Source organism: Stutzerimonas nosocomialis (genome assembly GCF_005876855.1).
GTDB classification, from domain to species: Bacteria; Pseudomonadota; Gammaproteobacteria; order Pseudomonadales; family Pseudomonadaceae; genus Stutzerimonas; species Stutzerimonas nosocomialis.
The window spans coordinates 22,924-38,417 of sequence record NZ_QLAE01000021.1; the positions used below are offsets into that span (position 1 = coordinate 22,924).

The window sequence follows — 15,494 nt, forward strand, 5'->3', positions numbered from 1 at the left end:
AAGACGGGCACTGCCCACCGAGGTTCGAACATGACCGTCGTGGTTTTTCTCTCTTCGCTGCTCGGCTTCATGGCCTTCGGCATGCCGATCGCCTTCGCGCTGATCCTCACCGGCGCGGTGCTGATGTGGTACCTCGATTTCTGGGACGTGCAACTGCTCGCCCAGAACCTGCAGGCCGGCGCCGACAGCTTCCCGCTGCTGGCCGTGCCTTTCTTCATCCTGGCCGGCGAGCTGATGAACGCCGGCGGGATTTCACGCCGCATCATCGCCATGGCGCAGGCCTATTTCGGCCACAAGCGCGGTGGCCTGGGCTACGTCGCCATCGCCGCCTCGGTGCTCCTGGCGAGCATGTCCGGCTCGGCCCTGGCCGACACCGCCGCGCTGGCGACGTTGCTGCTGCCGATGATGCGCGAGCGAGGCTACCCGCTGAGCTCGTCTTCGGGGCTGGTGTCGGCGGGCGGCATCATCGCGCCGATCATTCCGCCGTCGATGCCCTTCGTCATCTATGGCGTGGTGACCAATACCTCGATCAGCCAGCTGTTCCTCGCCGGGATGGTGCCGGGGCTGATCATGGGCATGGGGCTGGTGGTGGCCTGGACCATCATCGCCCGCAAGATCGACGAGCCGAAGCAGGAAAAGGCCAGCGCGGCGGTGCGCCGCAAGGTGCTGGTGGACGGCGCGGCGGCGCTGATGCTTCCGGTGATCATCGTCGGCGGGCTGCGCGGCGGGCTGTTCACCCCGACCGAAGCGGCGGTGGTGGCGGCGGTCTATGCGCTGGCCGTGTCCACGCTGCTGTATCGCGAGCTTAACTGGGCGGGGCTGGTGGAGGTGCTGACCCGCGCCAGCCGGACCACCGCCTCGGTGATGTTCCTCTGCGCCGCGGCTACCGTGTCGGCCTACATGATCACCCTGGCGCAGCTGCCCGACGAGATTGCCGTGATGCTCGGCCCGCTGGCCGAGAATCCCAAGCTGCTGATGGTCGCCATCATGCTGCTGATGATCGCCGTCGGCATGGTGCTCGACCTGACCCCGACCATCCTGATCCTGGGCCCGGTGCTCGCGCCGATCGCCATCAAGGCGGGCATCGACCCGGTCTATTTCGGCGTGATGTTCGTGCTGATCGGCTCGATCGGCCTGATCACGCCGCCGGTGGGCACGGTGCTCAACGTGGTGGGCGGCATTGGCCGGCTGCGCATGGAGACGCTGGTGCGCGGGGTGGTCCCGTTCTTCCTGATCTACATGGTCATCGTCGTGCTGCTGATCGCCGCGCCGTCGATCATCACCGCGCCGCTGGCCTGGCTTCGCTGAGCACCACCTGCCTGGCCCGCGATTCGACGGGCCAGGCCCTCGCCACGGCGAGGAATGATTCTTCCCACAACAACAAAAGGTACGTGTCATGAAAAGCTTGCTCATCGCCGCCCTGGCGGCCGCCACCTTCGGTGGCTCCCTCGTTGCCGTCAGCGCCCAGGCGGCTGACGACATCCGCCCACGGATGATCCGCTTCGGCTACGGCCTCAATGAAGACAGCAACCAGGGACGCGCGGCCAAGCTGCTCGCCGAGGAGGTCGCCAAGGCCTCGGGCGGCAAGCTGAAGATGCGCACCTTCGCCTCGGCCAGCCTCGGTTCGGACGACCAGATGCAGAACGCGCTGATCGGCGGCGCCCAGGAAATGATGGTGGGTTCGACCGCGACGCTGGTGGGCATCGCCAAGGAAATGGCCGTGTGGGACACGCCGTTCCTGTTCATCAACGAGAAGCAGGCCGACCATGTGCTCGACGGCCCGGTAGGGCGGCAGGTGATGGACGCGCTGGAAGCCAAGGGCATGGTCGGGCTGGTGTATTGGGAGAACGGCTTTCGCAACCTGACCAACAACGTCCGCCCGATCGAGAAGATGGAAGATTTCAACGGCGTGAAGCTGCGGGTGATGCCCAACCCGGTGTTCATCGACACCTTCCGCCAGATGGGCGCCAACGCCGTGCCGCTGCCGTTCTCCGAGCTGTTCACCGCGCTGGAGACCAAGGCGGTCGATGGCCAGGAAAATCCCTACAACACCATCCTGTCGTCCAAGTTCTACGAGGTGCAGAAGTACCTGAGCGTGACCAACCACGTCTACAGCCCCTGGATCGTGACCGCGTCCAAGCGCTGGTGGGACGGCCTGTCCAAGACCGAGCAGGAGATCATCATGCAGGCGGCCGTGAAGGCCCGCGATGCCGAGCGTGAGGACACCCGCGCCGAAGCCCGCGAGGCGCTGGCAGCGATCAGGGAGCACGGCATGCAGATCAACGAGGTCACCCCCGAAGAGGTGGCGCGGATGCGCGAGAAAGCCAAGCCGGCGATCCAGACGGTGATCGACACGGTGGGGCAGCCATTGTTCGATCAGGTCCAGGCCGAAATCGCAAAGGCACCGCAGTAAGGCTGTCGGGCGCCTCTTCGGAGGCGCCTGCCAAACGGTAGAATCGCGCCTCCCCAGTTTCCGGATCCGTCATGAGTTCTCGTCGCCGCCGCTCGCCGGAGCGAGCCACCCTGTCCGATGTCGCCAAGAGCGCCGGCTGTTCGCTGATGTCCGCATCGCGGGCGCTGTCGCAACCCGAACGGGTATCCGATGCCCTGCGCGAGCGGGTCATGGAGGCGGTGCGGGCGCTGGGCTACGTGCCGCACCCCGCGGCCCGCAGCCTGGCCAGCGCCCGTTCCAACCTGGTCGCGGTGATCATCCCGTCGCTGTCCAACGCGGTCTTCGTCGACACCGTGGAGGCGATCCAGCGGGTGCTGATGCCTGCCGGCTACGAGCTGATGATCGGGGTGAGCCATTACCGTCCCGAAGAAGACGAGCGGCTGCTGCGGGCCTATCTGGCGCATCAGCCGGCCGGGCTGCTGGTGACCGGTTTCGAGCGCAGCGACGCGGCGCGCGAGGTGCTCGGCAGCTACGACAGTCCCATCGTGACCCTGATGGAGCTCAGCGACGCCGAGGAAGACTATTGCGTCGGGTTCTCGCAGTTCGACGCCGGCGCGCAGATGACGCGCCACCTGCTGCAGCGCGGTTACCGGCACATCGCCTTCGCCGCCGCCCAGCTGGACCCGCGAACCCTGCAGCGCGCCGAAGGTTATCGCCAGGCGATGCGCGAGGCCGGGCGCCACGAACCGGCGCTGGAGCTGCTGACCCCCGCGGTGTCGTCCATTGGCCTGGGCGCCGAGCTGCTCGACCAGTTGCTGGCCCGCCATCCCGAAATCGATGCGGTGTTCTTCAACAACGACGACCTGGCGCTCGGCGCGCTGTTTCGCGCGCGTCAGCTGGCGCTCGAAGTGCCGCAGCGCCTGGCCATCGCCGGTTTCAACGATCTGCCGGCGGCGGCCTGGATGCATCCGGCGCTGACCACCGTACGCACCACGCGCGGGCGGATAGGGGAGCTGGCCGGGCAGATGCTGCTCAGCCTGATGCGCGGCGAGCAGCCGCCGCAGCGGCGCATCGACGTGGGTTTCGAGGTGGTGATGCGTGACAGCGCCTGAGGCGCTGCGCCCGCTCACTCGGCCCGGCTTGCCTGGGCGGTGACCTGCTGGGCGATCTCGATCATCTGTTCGCGCATCCAGCGGTTGGCCGGGTCCTGGTCCGTGCTCTCGTGCCAGTAGATGTGGGTTTCCAGCGTCGGGATGTCCACCGGCAGCGGCGCCTGATGCAGGTCGTGGCGGCGGGCGAAGCGCTCCGGCACGGTCACCGCCATGTCGGTCTGCTGGATGACCTGGGTCGCCATCATGTAGTGCTGCGAGCGCAGGGCGATCTTGCGCTGCTGGCCCATCTTGCCCAGCGCCAGGTCGACCATGCCCAGGCCGCTGCGGCGGCTGGAGATGTGGATGTGCGACAGCGACAGATACTCCTCCAGGCTCAGGCGTTCCTTGGCCAGCGGATGCCCGCGGCGCATGGCGCAGACGTAGCGGTCCTCCAGCAGCTTGACGTGGCGGACCTGCGGATCGGTATTGAGGGGCGCGTCCATGGCGAAATCCAGCCGCCCGGCGGCCAGTTCCTTGGTGGTCTCGCGGCGCTTGGCCAGCATGCTTTCGATCTTCACGTTCGGCGCAAGCCGGCGCAGCCGCTGGAACAGGGGCGGCAGGACCACCGCCTCGGTGAGGTCGGTCATGCTGATGCGGAAGGTCTTGTTGGCCTGCAGCGGGTTGAAGGTGCGGCTTTCCTGGACCGACACCCGCAGCAGCTGCAGTGCGTTGCGCACCGGGCCGATGATGTTCTGGGCCATGGGTGTGGGCACCATGCCTTGCGCGGTGCGCACGAACAGCGGGTCGTTGAAGGTCTCGCGCAGGCGGGCCAGGGCGTTGGAAACCGCGGGCTGGGTGATGCCGACGATCTGCCCGGCACGGGTCAGATTCGCCTCGGTATAGATGGCATCGAACACGATGAACAGATTGAGATCGACCTTGTTCAGATTCATTTCCGTATGTGCTCCGCTTCTATTTGTTTTCGCGATCATATATCGGTGATGAATGTTAATACACACCGAAAATAGCTTAGATAAATCAAAGTCCCTCAACTAGCATTCCTGCCACAACACCCACCCGCAGAAGGTATCCCCATGGATTTCGCCTACTCCCCCAAGGTTCAAGAGCTGCGAGAGCGCGTCCAGGCGTTCATGGATGCGCATGTCTATCCGGCCGAAAAGATCTTCTACCAGCAGGTCGCCGAAGGCGATCGCTGGCAGCCCACCGCGATAGTCGAAGAACTCAAGGCGAAGGCGAAGGCCGAGGGACTGTGGAACCTCTTCCTGCCCGATTCCGAACTCGGATTCGGGCTCACCAACCTCGAATACGCGCCGCTGGCCGAAATCATGGGCAGCTCGGGGCTGGGCTCCGAAGCCTTCAACTGCTCGGCGCCGGACACCGGCAACATGGAAGTCCTGGTGCGCTACGGCAGCGAGGCGCAGAAGAAACAGTGGCTCGAGCCCCTGCTGCGCGGCGAGATCCGTTCGGCCTTCGGCATGACCGAGCCGGCGGTGGCGTCCTCCGACGCGACCAACATGCAGGCCCGTGCCGTGCGCGAGGGCGACGAGTGGGTGATCAACGGCCGCAAGTGGTGGACCTCCGGTGCCTGCGACCCGCGCTGCAAGGTGATGATCTTCATGGGCCTGACCAATCCGGATGCGCCGCGCCACCAGCAGCACTCGATGATCCTGGTGCCGATGGATGCGCCCGGCCTGAAGGTACTCCGCCCGCTACCGGTGTTCGGTTACGACGATGCGCCCCATGGCCACGCCGAAGTGCTGCTGGAGAACGTGCGGGTGCCGTACGAGAACGTGCTGCTGGGCGAGGGCCGCGGGTTCGAGATCGCCCAGGGTCGCCTGGGACCGGGCCGTATCCACCACTGCATGCGTTCGGTGGGGGTCGCCGAGCGCGCCCTGAAGCTGATGTGCGAGCGCTCGGTCAGCCGCACCGCTTTCGGCAAGCCGCTGGCGCGCCTGGGCGCCAACCTCGACCACATCGCCGAGTCGCGGATCGAGATCAACATGGCGCGCATGCTGACGCTCAATGCGGCCTACATGATGGATACGGTGGGCAACAAGATCGCGGCCAGCGAGATCGCCCAGATCAAGGTCGTGGCGCCGAACGTCGCGCTGAAGGTGATCGACCGCGCCATCCAGATCCACGGCGGTGCCGGTGTGTCCGAGGACTTCCCGCTGGCCCACTGGTATGCGGCGCAGCGCACCCTGCGTCTGGCCGACGGCCCGGACGAAGTGCACCGCGCCTCGATCGCCAAGCTGGAGCTCGGCAAGTACGTGCCACGCGAGCTGTTGCGCAGTCACTGATCGAGCGACAGCACATAAAAAGGCCCGCGTAAGAGGGCCTTTTGCATCACGCCAGGCCGGGCGGCGGCGAGGCCTCAGCCGTGCAACGCTTCGATATGGCGCCGATAGCGACGATAGGCCTCGTCGTAGAGCGGCACGTTGTCCTGGATCGGCTGCACCGCGCTGCTCGCGTCCAGCCGCACGCAGCGCTCGCAGATGTCGGCGAGGCTGGCCGTCGGGTCGTCCTGACGGGCCAGGCACCAGGCCGCCTGTATCGCGCCTCCCAGGGCGGCCGCTTCGCTGTGCTCGGTGCAGATCACCGGCATCGCCATGCTGTCGGCCACCAGCTGGCGCCAGAGCGGGCTTTTCGCGCCGCCGCCGATCAGGCGGATGCTGTCGCTGTCGATCCCGTTGTCGTGCAGCAGGTCCAGGCCGAAGCGCAGGCCGAAGGTGGTGCCTTCGAGCACGGCGCGGCAGAGGTTGGCGCGGGTCAGGTTGTCGGCGGTCAGGCCGAGCAGGGTGCCGGTGGCGTTCGGCAGCGGCGGTACCCGCTCGCCGTTGAGAAAGGGCAGCATGCTGATGCCTTCGGCACCGATCGGCGCCTGGGCGGCCAGCGTGCCGAAGCCCTCCAGATCCAGTTGCAGCAGCTCGCGCACCACGGCGTTGGCGTTGGTCAGGTTCATGGTGCAGATCAGCGACAGCCAGCCGCCCGAGGACGAGCAGAACGCGGCCACTTCCGGGTGGCGGCTCACCGCTGGCCGGTCGGTGTAGGCGTAGAGCGTGCCCGAGGTGCCGAGGCTCATGGTGATCATGCCCGGCGCGATGTTGCCGGTGCCGATCGCCCCCATCATGTTGTCGCCACCACCGCTGGAGACCAGCGCCCGCGGGTTCAGCCCCAGCCGTTCGGCGATCCCGGGGCGCAGCGTGCCGACCGGTGCGTGCGGTTCTATCAGCTCGGGCAAGGCCCGCTCGAGGCGTCCGCTGGGGTCGATCTGGCGCAGCAGCGGCAGGTCCCATTGGCGGGTGCGCACGTCGAAGTAGCCGCTGCCGGAGGCGTCACCGTATTCGGTGCAGCAGCGCCCGGTGAGCCAGTAGTTGAGGTAGTCGTGGGGCAGCAGGATGTGAGCGATGCGCTCGAACAGCGCGGCGTGATGGCGCTGCGTCCAGAGCAGCTTGGACAGCGTGTAGCCCGGCGCGATGGCGACCCCGAGCCGCTGCAGGGCGCCTTGCTGCCCGCCCAGCAATGCCAGCAGCTCATCGTTCTCGGGCGTCGATTCGGTATCGCACCAGAGCTTGGCCGGACGCAGCACCTCGCCGGCGGCATCCAGCGCGACGAGCCCGTGCTGCTGACCGGAAATGCCGATGCCGAGCACATCCCGACCCGGGCGACCGGCCTGGGCGAGCGCCATGCGGGTGGCTCGCTCGAAGGCATCGGTCCATTGCGTGACCTCCTGCTCGCGGCGCCCGTTGGGCCCGCTGATCAACTGGTGCGCAGCCGAGCCTTCGCCCAGCACCTGCCCGGTTTCGGCATCGAGCAGGATCGCCTTGGTGCCCTGGGTGCCGCAGTCGATGCCGAGGTACATGAGCGACCTCCTGTTCAGTAGGTGAGCAACAGCTCGAGGGTGCCCTTGACGCCCAGGCTGCGCAAGCGTTGCAGGCCGCGCTCGAAGGCTTCGACGAAGGCGGCGGAGCGGATCAGGTGCGGGCCGAAGATCTCTTCGCGGCCGAGCAGGCGCTGGGCGAGGCCTTCGTCCTGGTCGACCAGTGCCTGGCAGAAATCCGCACGCGGGTCGGGAATCCGGTAGCGGTTGCCCAGCTCGTCCACGCCCCGCAGATAGAGCGCCCAGGCGGCCACGACCAGGGCCGCGCGATCGAGCTGGGCGTGGTCGGCGATCAGGCGGTTGATGGTCGGGATGGTGAACTTGGGAAACTTCGACGAACCGTCCGAGCAGACGCGCTCGAGCTGGTCGGCAATCGCCTGGTTGGAGAAGCGCTTGATGAGGGTGTTCTTGTACGCGGTCAGGTCGATGCCCGGAACCGCGGCCAGTTGCGGCGTCACGTCCAGGTCCATGTAGGCGCGGATGTAGCCGACGAACAGCGGATCGGCCATGGTCTCGTGGACGAAACGGTAGCCGCGCAGCCAGCCGAGGTAGGTCAGGGCCAGGTGGCTGCCGTTGAGCAGCTTGATCTTCATCTCCTCATAAGGCGTGACGTCGTCGGTGAACTGCACGCCGACCTTTTCCCAGGCCGGGCGGCCGTTGACGAACTTGTCTTCCAGAACCCATTGCAGGAAGGGTTCGCAGACCACCGGCCAGGCGTCGTCGATGCCGTGTTCGTCATGCAGGTCGAGGCGATGCTGGGTGCTGGTCATCGGTGTGATGCGGTCGACCATGGCGTTGGGGAAGCTCACGTGCTCGGCGATCCAGTCGGCCAGCTGCGGATCGAGCAGGGTGGCGAAGGCGATCAGCGCCTTGCGCGTGACCTCGCCGTTGTGCGGCAGGTTATCGCAGGACATCAGGGTGAAGGGCGCGACGCCGGCGCGCCGGCGCGCGGCGAGGGCGGCGCAGATCAGGCCGAACACGCTGATCGGCTCGTCGCGGTTCATCAGGTCGTGCTGGATCAGGGGCAGCCCGGCGTTGAACTCGCCGGTGCTGTCGTCCATGCAGTAGCCGCCTTCGGTGATGGTCAGGGAGACGATGCGAATGGCCGGGTCGGCCAGCCGGGCGATCACGGCGGCGGAACCGTCCTCGACCAGCAGCATGTCGCGGATCGCCCCCATCACCTGCACCTTGGTGTCCGGATGGTCGTCGAGTTCGACCAGGGTGTAGAGGTAGTCCTGGCCGGCCAGCGCGTCGCGCATGGCGCGCTCTTCAGGGCGCGTGCCGATGCCGCAGATGCCCCAGTCCAGGCCCTCGCCCTCGTTCATCAGCGCTTCGGTGTAGACCGCCTGGTGGGCCCGGTGGAAGCCGCCCACGCCGATGTGGGCGATGCCGGCGGTCACGCTGTCCAGGCGATAGGTCGGCTGGCGCACGTGGGCGCCCAGGTTCGGCAGGTTGTTCTGGTTCAACTTCATGATCGGTCTCGCTGGCATGAGGGGGCGTTGCAGCGCCGCTGCCCAGGCGCGGCCGGGCAACGGGTCCACGAAATGGCGGCCGCCGCGGCGGCCCGGACTCAGGCGGCCTGCTCGAGCGGCAGGCCGATCGCCTGGCCCCGTTCGTCGAACAGGTGGCAGTGAGTGGCTTCGAGGGTCAGGTTCAGCTGCTCGCCGTAGCGCGGGGTGAAATCGCCGCGGATGCGCATCGTCAGCGCCTCGCCCGAGCGGGTGACCACGTGGCAATAGGTGTCGCTGCCCAGGCGCTCGCTGACGTCGGTCTTGACCTGCAGCTGGCACTGGCCTTCGCTGCCACGGTTCAGGTGTTCGGGGCGGATGCCGAGGGTGACCGGGGCACCGACGCTGAGCGCACCGCCATCGACCGGCAGGAACAGGCGGCACTGGGCATCGAGCTCGACCTCGCAACCGGTTGCCTCGATACGGCTGACCCGGCCCTTGAGAAAGCCCATCTTCGGCGTGCCGAGAAAGCCGGCCACGAACAGGTTGGCCGGGTGGTGGTAGAGCTCCATCGGCGAGCCGACCTGCTCGATGCGCCCGCCATTGAGCACGACCACCTTGTCGGCGAGGGTCATGGCTTCGACCTGGTCATGGGTCACGTAGATCATGGTCGCCTGCAGTTCCTTGTGCAGGCGCGCCAGCTCCAGGCGCATCTGCACGCGCAGGGCGGCGTCGAGGTTCGACAGGGGCTCGTCGAAGAGGAAGATCTTCGGGTTGCGCACGATGGCGCGGCCGATGGCGACGCGCTGGCGCTGGCCGCCGGAGAGCTGGCGTGGCTTGCGTTCGAGCAGCGGTTCGAGTTCGAGAATCCGCGCCGCCTCTTCGATCTTGCGCGACACCTGCTGCTTGTCGGCGCCGGCGAGATCCAGGGCGAACGACATGTTCTTGCGCACCGTCATGTGCGGGTAGAGCGCGTAGGTCTGGAACACCATCGCCAGGTCCCGCTTGGCCGGGCTCAGGTCGGTGATGTCGCGGCCGTCGAGCTCGATGCGGCCGCTGCTGACTTCCTCCAGGCCCGCGATCAGCCGCAGCAGGGTCGACTTGCCGCAGCCCGAAGGCCCGACGAAGACCACGAACTCGCGGTCGCGGATGTCCAGGTCGATGCCCTTGATGATCTCGTGGCCATCGAAGCCCTTCTTGAGGTTGTGAATCCTGAGGTCTGCCATGGGAGTTCCTCTTCAGAGAGCGTCGTGACGCGCGGCGCCTGCCGCGAGCGATGGAGTGATCGGGCGGCCGCTCATTTCACGGCACCGAAGGAAAGGCCGCGCACCAGCTGCTTCTGGCTGATCCAGCCGAAGACGAGAATGGGGGCGCAGGCGAGGGTGGAAACGGCCGAGAGCTTGGCCCAGAACAATCCCTCGGGGCTGGAGTAGGAGGCGATCAGCGCCGTCAGCGGCGCCGCGTTGGCCGAGGTCAGGTTGAGCGACCAGAAGGCCTCGTTCCAGCACAGGATCAGCGACAGCAGGACGGTCGAGGCCAGGCCGCCCTTGCTGATCGGCAGCAGCACGCGGGTCATTTCCTGGAAGATGCTGGCGCCGTCCATCCGCGCCGCTTCGAGGATGTCGCGGGGGATGTCCTTGAAGTAGGTGTAGATCATCCAGACCATGATCGGCAGGTTGATCAGCGTGTAGATCACGATCAGCACGCTGCGGCTGTCGAGCAGGCCGAACTGCTTGGCCAGCAGGTAGATCGGCACCAGTACGCCCACCGGCGGCAGCATCTTGGTCGAGAGCATCCAGAGCAGGGTGCCCTTGGTGCGCTTGGTCTCGAAGAAGGCCATGGAGTAGGCCGCGGGAATGGCGATCAGCATGCCCAGCGCGGTGGCGCCGAAGGAGATGGTCACCGAGTTCCAGGCGTACTTGAAGTAACCGCTGCGGTCCTGGATGTGCAGGTAGTTTTCCAGCGTCGGGGTGAAGATGAACTGCGGCGGCGTGGCGAAGGCGTCGATCTCGGTCTTCAGGCTCGTCAGCAGCATCCAGAAGATCGGGAAGAACAGCAGCAGCGCCACCGTCCAGGCCGCGATGCCGACCAGCGTGGTGTTCAGTCGGCGGCTTTGTTTGAGCGTCAGCATGAGTCCGGCCTCAGTATTTTTCGGTGAGGTTCTTGCCGAGCATCCGCACCAGGATGATCGCCGCGATGTTGGCGATGACCACCGCGATCAGGCCGCCGGCCGATGCCATGCCGACGTCGAACTGCAGCAGCGCCTGGTTGTAGATCAGGTAGGCGAGGTTGGTGGAGGCGTAGCCCGGCCCCCCGCTGGTGGTGGTGAAGATCTCGGCGAACACCGAGAGCAGGAAGATCGTCTCGATCATCACCACCACCGCGATCGGCCGCGCCAGGTGGGGCAGCGTCAGGTGCCAGAAGATGGCGATGGGCCCGGCGCCGTCGAGGCGGGCGGCTTCCTTCTGCTCCTGGTCGAGCGACTGCATGGCGGTCATCAGGATCAGGATGGCGAAGGGCAGCCACTGCCAGGAGACGATGATCACGATCGACAGCAGCGGGTGCTGGGCCAGCCAGTCCACCGGCTGCGCGCCGAAGAAGCGCCAGACCGCGGCGAGGATGCCCGAGACCGGGTGGTAGATCAGGTTCTTCCAGACCAGCGCGCTCACCGTCGGCATGATGAAGAACGGCGAGATCAGCAGCACCCGGGTGATGCCCCGCCCGGGGAAATCGGCCGCTTCGAGCAGGGCCGAGATCAGCACGCCGAGCACGACGCTGATCAGCAGCACGCTGCCGACCAGGATCAGGGTGTTGAGCATGCCGGGCATGAAGCCGGCGTCGGTCAGGAAGTACTCGAAGTTCTCCAGGCCGACGAAATCGTTGTCGCCGGGATAGAGCAGGTTGTAGCGGATGACGGAGAAGTACACCGTCATCCCCAGGGGCACGATCATCCACAGCAGCAGCAACGCCACCGACGGGCTGACCAGAAACCAGCCGGGCTTGAGGCGACGCCGGGACGAGGGCCGGTCCTGGTGGGCGTCGGCCCGCTCGGTATCGAGAGTCGTGGTGCTAGTCATCAGGCTGTGCTCCGGGGACAGCGGCGCGCAGCGGACCGGATCGAGGCGATCCGGCCATGCGCATGTCCATCAGCGAGTGGGGTGGCTTATTTCGGGTAGCCGGCGCGTTTCATTTCCCGCGTCGTCGACTGCTGCACGGCGTTGAGCATCTGCTCGACGGGCATCTGCCCGGTCAGCGCCGCGGCGAACATCTTGCCGACCTGCGTACCGATGGCCTGGAACTCGGGAATGGTGACCAGCTGGATGCCGACGTAGGGCACCGGCTTGGCCGACGGGTCGGCCGGATCGGCCTGCTTGAGCGATTCCAGCGTCACGCGGGCGAAGGGCGCGGCCGTCATGTACTCGTCGTTGTAGGTCGATTCACGGGTGCCTGGCGGCACGTTGGCCACGCCATCGGTCTCGGCGACCAGTTCGGCGTATTCCCTGGAAGTCGCCCAGGCGGTGAAGGTCTTGGCCGAGTCCTTGCTCTTGGAGCTGGTGGGGATCGCCAGCGCCCAGGAATACAGCCACGCCGAGCCCTTCTCGGTGGTCTCGTGGGGCGCGAAGGTGAAGCCGACCTGGTCGGCGACGCGGCTCTGGGAGGCATCGGTGACGAACGAGCCGGCCACGGTGGCGTCGACCCACATGGCGCACTTGCCGCTGTTGAACAGCGCGAGATTCTCGTTGAAGCCGTTGCTCGACGCGCCGGGCGGGCCGTAGTTGCGCAGGGTGTCGACGTAGAAGTTCGCCGCCCGGGTCCATTCCTCGCCGGTGAATTCGGGCTGCCATTTCTCGTCGAACCAGCGCGCGCCGAAGGCATTCGCGACCGTGGTCACCAGCGCCATGTTCTCGCCCCAGCCGGCCTTGCCGCGCAGGCAGATGCCGTACTGGTCCTTGCCGGGCTGGTGGAGCTTCTGGGCGAACTCGGCCATCTGCGTCCAGGTCGGGCGCTCGGGCATCTGCAGGCCCGCGGCCTCGAACAGGTCGGTTCGGTAGTAGGTCATCGAGCTTTCGGCATAGAACGGCAGCGCGTACAGGGTGCCGTCCACCGACAGACCCTCGCGCACGGAGGGGAAGACGTCGTCGAGATCGTAGCCCTCGGGCAGGTCCGTCATGGCTTCGAGCCAACCCTTGGCGCCCCACAGCGAGGCTTCGTACATGCCGATGGTCAGCACGTCGAACTGGCCGCCCTGGGTGGCGATATCGGTGGTCAGGCGCTGGCGCAGCACGTTTTCCTCGAGCACCACCCAGTTGAGGTTGATGTCGGGATGATGCTGTTCGAAGGTCTTGGAGAGGCGCTGCATGCGGATCATGTCAGCGTTGTTGACGGTGGCGATGGTCAGGGTTTCTGCCGACGCTGCGCTGGCCAGGACCAGGCAGGCGGTGCCAACAAGAGTTTTGCCGATATGCATGTCGGACTCCTCTTCCACGCCGACGTGGGCGTCGGAAGTTTTTATTGTTGTTGTGGATGCCGCGCGATGAACGCGGCCCTCTCGCAGGCCATTACAACGCTGCCGACGCACGGCAACAAAGCCGTGAATACACATCAATTGGTACTTTTTTGCACTCGTCAGCAAATTGGCTCTCCCGCCTGAGCCCGGCCTGTGTCGGTGGGCGAAGCGGGCGTACGGTTTTTTGGCGGGATTTGCGTATCAGACGGCGAGGTTCTGCTCGGTCATGCGCACCATCGCCAGGCGCCGGTAGCGTGAGGGCGTCATCCCCTTGAGCTGCTGGAAGCGGCGATTGAAGTTCGAGAGGTTGTTGAAGCCCGACTCGAAGCAGACGTCGGTGACCGGCTTGTCGCTTTCCACCAGCAACTCGCAGGACTTGCTGATGCGCAGGCTGTTGACGAACTCGACGAAGCAGCGCCCGGTCGCGCGCTTGAAAAAGCGCGAGAAGTAGGTGGGCTTCATGCCCAGGTGGGCGGCGACCTCTTCGAGCGGCAGGTCGCGCATGTAGTGCTCGAAGATGTAGTTCACCGCGAGGTTGGTGCGGTCGGCATGGTGTTCGTCGCCCAGCTGCGCCGAGGTGGCGCCGGAGAGCAACTGGTAGTCGTCACAGCGGGCCAGCAGCTCGAGCATGATCAGGAAATAGCCCAGGCGGGTGACGCCCTCGCTGTCGGCGACCTGCTGCATCAGCTCGCGTGCCTGGCGGATGGTGCGCGGGCAGCGGAACTCGATGCCGTAGCGCGCGCGCTCGAACATCGGGGCGAGCTGCCGCAGTTCCGAGAAGACGCCGTTGCCGGCCTCGAACAGCTCGTCGGTGAAGTTCACCAGCATGTCGCGCGTGTGCACGACCTCGCCATCCTCGACCTGGCTGATCCAGTTGTGGGGCAGGTGCGGGCCGGTGAGGAACAGGCTGTCGGGCCCGAAGTTGCCGACGTAGTCGCCGATGAACACCTTGCCGGAGCTGGCCACGATCAGGTGCAGCTCGTATTCCTTGTGGTTGTGCCAGCGCACCAGCGGGCAGGGGAAGCCATGCTCCCGGTAGATCAGGGAGTTGCCGTTGTGGTCGTCCATCAGCTCGTAGGACGGATCGGTCGTTCTTGTGCTTTTCATGGCGCCGCTGTCATGAGCCCAATCCGCAGAGGGTATAGCGCTTTTACCCCTGATTTCCAGGCGGCTGCTCCAGGACGGCAAGTTCGCGGCGGTAGGGCAGGTCGGGACCGGTGCGCGAGCAGGTGATCGCCGCGGCTTCCATGGCGAAGGCGAGCATCTGCACGAGCGTTTCGCGATCGAGCCCGGCGAGCGCGTCGGGACGGTCGAGCCGGCGTTCGTGCAGGAAGGCCAGCATGGCCGCCTGGAAGGTGTCGCCGGCGCCCACGGTGTCGCGTAACTGCACCGGACGCGCCGGGCCGTGCAGCATGCCGACGCCACGGCTGAAGGCCTGGGCGCCATCGGCGCCGCGGGTGAGTACGACCAGCTGGCAATGGTCGGTGAGCCAGCTGCGGGCGACGTCCTCCGGGTTGCGGTCGGGGTAGAGCACCTCGAGATCCTCGAGGCTGACCTTGATCAGATGGGCCTGCCTGGCCAGGTGCTCGATGCGCTCCCGCCAGATCGCCAGGCTCGGTTCCACGTTCAGTCGCACGTTGGGGTCCAGGGAAATCAGCCGCTGGCCACATTCGCGCGCCACCAGTGACGAAATCGTATCGGCGACCGGTTGCACGACCAGCGAAAAGGAACCGATATGAATACCCCGGATTCGTTCGTCCAGCGCCGGCAGGTGCTCTTCGCGCAGCAGGCGGTCGGCGCAGCCTTCGCCGCGGAAGCTGTATTGCGGCGAACCGTCGGACCCGACCGCGACCATCGCCAGCGTGGTGGGCGCGTCGAACTCGATCAGGTAGCGCGCGTCGACCTGCTCCTGCGTCAGGACCTGGCGCAGCTGTCGACCCAGCGGATCGTTGGAAAGGCCGGCGAGGAAGGCGACGGGAACGCCAAGGCGGCTCAGGCCGATCGCGACGTTGAACGGCGAACCGCCGGCGACGGCTTCGAGAGTCAGACGATTGCAGCGCTCCGGCGCGGCTGCGCCGGCAAAGACGTCGAACAGGGCTTCGCCACAGACCAGGTACATGCAGGTGCTTCCATCCGCGATAGGTGCGGGGAGCTT

At 66.4% G+C, this 15,494-nt stretch carries 13 protein-coding genes; 4 read left to right on the top strand and 9 right to left on the bottom strand.

Translation table 11 applies throughout. The features are described from left to right. Positions 1–30: 30 nt before the first annotated feature. The 3 genes from DN824_RS13935 (at position 31) to gntR (ending at position 3,504) form a co-directional block, all read left to right on the top strand. Entirely contained in the window at positions 31–1,308 is a 1,278-nt protein-coding gene (locus tag DN824_RS13935) for a TRAP transporter large permease (RefSeq protein WP_138409004.1), read from the top strand. A gap of 88 nt (positions 1,309–1,396) precedes the next feature. After that, a complete protein-coding gene (locus tag DN824_RS13940) occupies positions 1,397–2,413 on the top strand; it encodes a TRAP transporter substrate-binding protein (protein WP_138409005.1) in 1,017 nt (338 codons plus the stop codon). Between the two features lie 71 nt (positions 2,414–2,484). Next, the gene (gene gntR, locus DN824_RS13945) at positions 2,485–3,504 is read left to right on the top strand and encodes an HTH-type transcriptional regulator GntR (protein ID WP_138409006.1); all 1,020 of its coding nucleotides are present in this window, start codon (positions 2,485–2,487) and stop codon (positions 3,502–3,504) included. 14 nt (positions 3,505–3,518) lie between these two features. Here gntR and DN824_RS13950 read toward each other — a convergent pair whose 3' ends face one another. Continuing rightward, positions 3,519–4,436, bottom strand: a complete 918-nt coding sequence (locus DN824_RS13950) for a LysR family transcriptional regulator (protein ID WP_138409007.1) — start codon at positions 4,434–4,436, stop codon at positions 3,519–3,521. 141 nt (positions 4,437–4,577) lie between these two features. On the opposite strand from DN824_RS13950, the gene DN824_RS13955 reads away from it, so the two are divergent. Next, complete coding sequence (locus DN824_RS13955; RefSeq protein WP_138409008.1) at positions 4,578–5,804, top strand: acyl-CoA dehydrogenase; 1,227 nt, start codon at positions 4,578–4,580, stop codon at positions 5,802–5,804. Positions 5,805–5,878: 74 nt separating this feature from the next. Here DN824_RS13955 and xylB read toward each other — a convergent pair whose 3' ends face one another. The 8 genes from xylB to DN824_RS13995 all read right to left on the bottom strand — a co-directional run bounded on the left by xylB (position 5,879) and on the right by DN824_RS13995 (position 15,458). Beyond that, positions 5,879–7,366, bottom strand: a complete 1,488-nt coding sequence (gene xylB, locus DN824_RS13960) for a xylulokinase (RefSeq protein WP_138409009.1) — start codon at positions 7,364–7,366, stop codon at positions 5,879–5,881. Between the two features lie 14 nt (positions 7,367–7,380). Next, positions 7,381–8,856, bottom strand: coding sequence for a mannitol dehydrogenase family protein (locus tag DN824_RS13965; RefSeq protein ID WP_138409010.1), 1,476 nt, complete (start codon positions 8,854–8,856; stop codon positions 7,381–7,383). 98 nt (positions 8,857–8,954) lie between these two features. After that, positions 8,955–10,058, bottom strand: a complete 1,104-nt coding sequence (locus DN824_RS13970; protein WP_138409011.1) for an ABC transporter ATP-binding protein — start codon at positions 10,056–10,058, stop codon at positions 8,955–8,957. A 71-nt stretch (positions 10,059–10,129) separates the two neighbouring features. After that, positions 10,130–10,963, bottom strand: a complete 834-nt coding sequence (locus DN824_RS13975; RefSeq protein ID WP_138409012.1) for a carbohydrate ABC transporter permease — start codon at positions 10,961–10,963, stop codon at positions 10,130–10,132. A gap of 10 nt (positions 10,964–10,973) precedes the next feature. Further along, positions 10,974–11,909, bottom strand: coding sequence for a carbohydrate ABC transporter permease (locus tag DN824_RS13980; protein WP_138409013.1), 936 nt, complete (start codon positions 11,907–11,909; stop codon positions 10,974–10,976). Positions 11,910–11,995: 86 nt separating this feature from the next. Further along, on the bottom strand, positions 11,996–13,300 hold the full coding sequence (locus DN824_RS13985) for an ABC transporter substrate-binding protein (RefSeq protein WP_138409014.1): 1,305 nt from the start codon (positions 13,298–13,300) through the stop codon (positions 11,996–11,998). Between the two features lie 240 nt (positions 13,301–13,540). After that, complete coding sequence (locus DN824_RS13990) at positions 13,541–14,446, bottom strand: AraC family transcriptional regulator (protein ID WP_138409015.1); 906 nt, start codon at positions 14,444–14,446, stop codon at positions 13,541–13,543. 43 nt (positions 14,447–14,489) lie between these two features. After that, on the bottom strand, positions 14,490–15,458 hold the full coding sequence (locus tag DN824_RS13995) for a carbohydrate kinase family protein (protein WP_138409016.1): 969 nt from the start codon (positions 15,456–15,458) through the stop codon (positions 14,490–14,492). Between the last annotated feature and the right edge of the window lie 36 nt (positions 15,459–15,494).

Bases quoted from the DNA above. Each gene is read 5' to 3' on its own strand.
- DN824_RS13935 (WP_138409004.1), top strand. From the start codon at position 31: ATGACCGTCGTGGTTTTTCTCTCTTCGCTGCTCGGCTTCATGGCCTTC.
- DN824_RS13970 (WP_138409011.1), bottom strand. From the start codon at position 10,058: ATGGCAGACCTCAGGATTCACAACCTCAAGAAGGGCTTCGATGGCCAC.
- DN824_RS13985 (WP_138409014.1), bottom strand. From the start codon at position 13,300: ATGCATATCGGCAAAACTCTTGTTGGCACCGCCTGCCTGGTCCTGGCC.
- DN824_RS13965 (WP_138409010.1), bottom strand. From the start codon at position 8,856: ATGAAGTTGAACCAGAACAACCTGCCGAACCTGGGCGCCCACGTGCGC.
- DN824_RS13980 (WP_138409013.1), bottom strand. From the start codon at position 11,909: ATGACTAGCACCACGACTCTCGATACCGAGCGGGCCGACGCCCACCAG.
- DN824_RS13950 (WP_138409007.1), bottom strand. From the start codon at position 4,436: ATGAATCTGAACAAGGTCGATCTCAATCTGTTCATCGTGTTCGATGCC.
- DN824_RS13990 (WP_138409015.1), bottom strand. From the start codon at position 14,446: ATGAAAAGCACAAGAACGACCGATCCGTCCTACGAGCTGATGGACGAC.
- DN824_RS13955 (WP_138409008.1), top strand. From the start codon at position 4,578: ATGGATTTCGCCTACTCCCCCAAGGTTCAAGAGCTGCGAGAGCGCGTC.
- xylB (WP_138409009.1), bottom strand. From the start codon at position 7,366: ATGTACCTCGGCATCGACTGCGGCACCCAGGGCACCAAGGCGATCCTG.
- DN824_RS13940 (WP_138409005.1), top strand. From the start codon at position 1,397: ATGAAAAGCTTGCTCATCGCCGCCCTGGCGGCCGCCACCTTCGGTGGC.
- gntR (WP_138409006.1), top strand. From the start codon at position 2,485: ATGAGTTCTCGTCGCCGCCGCTCGCCGGAGCGAGCCACCCTGTCCGAT.
- DN824_RS13975 (WP_138409012.1), bottom strand. From the start codon at position 10,963: ATGCTGACGCTCAAACAAAGCCGCCGACTGAACACCACGCTGGTCGGC.
- DN824_RS13995 (WP_138409016.1), bottom strand. From the start codon at position 15,458: ATGTACCTGGTCTGTGGCGAAGCCCTGTTCGACGTCTTTGCCGGCGCA.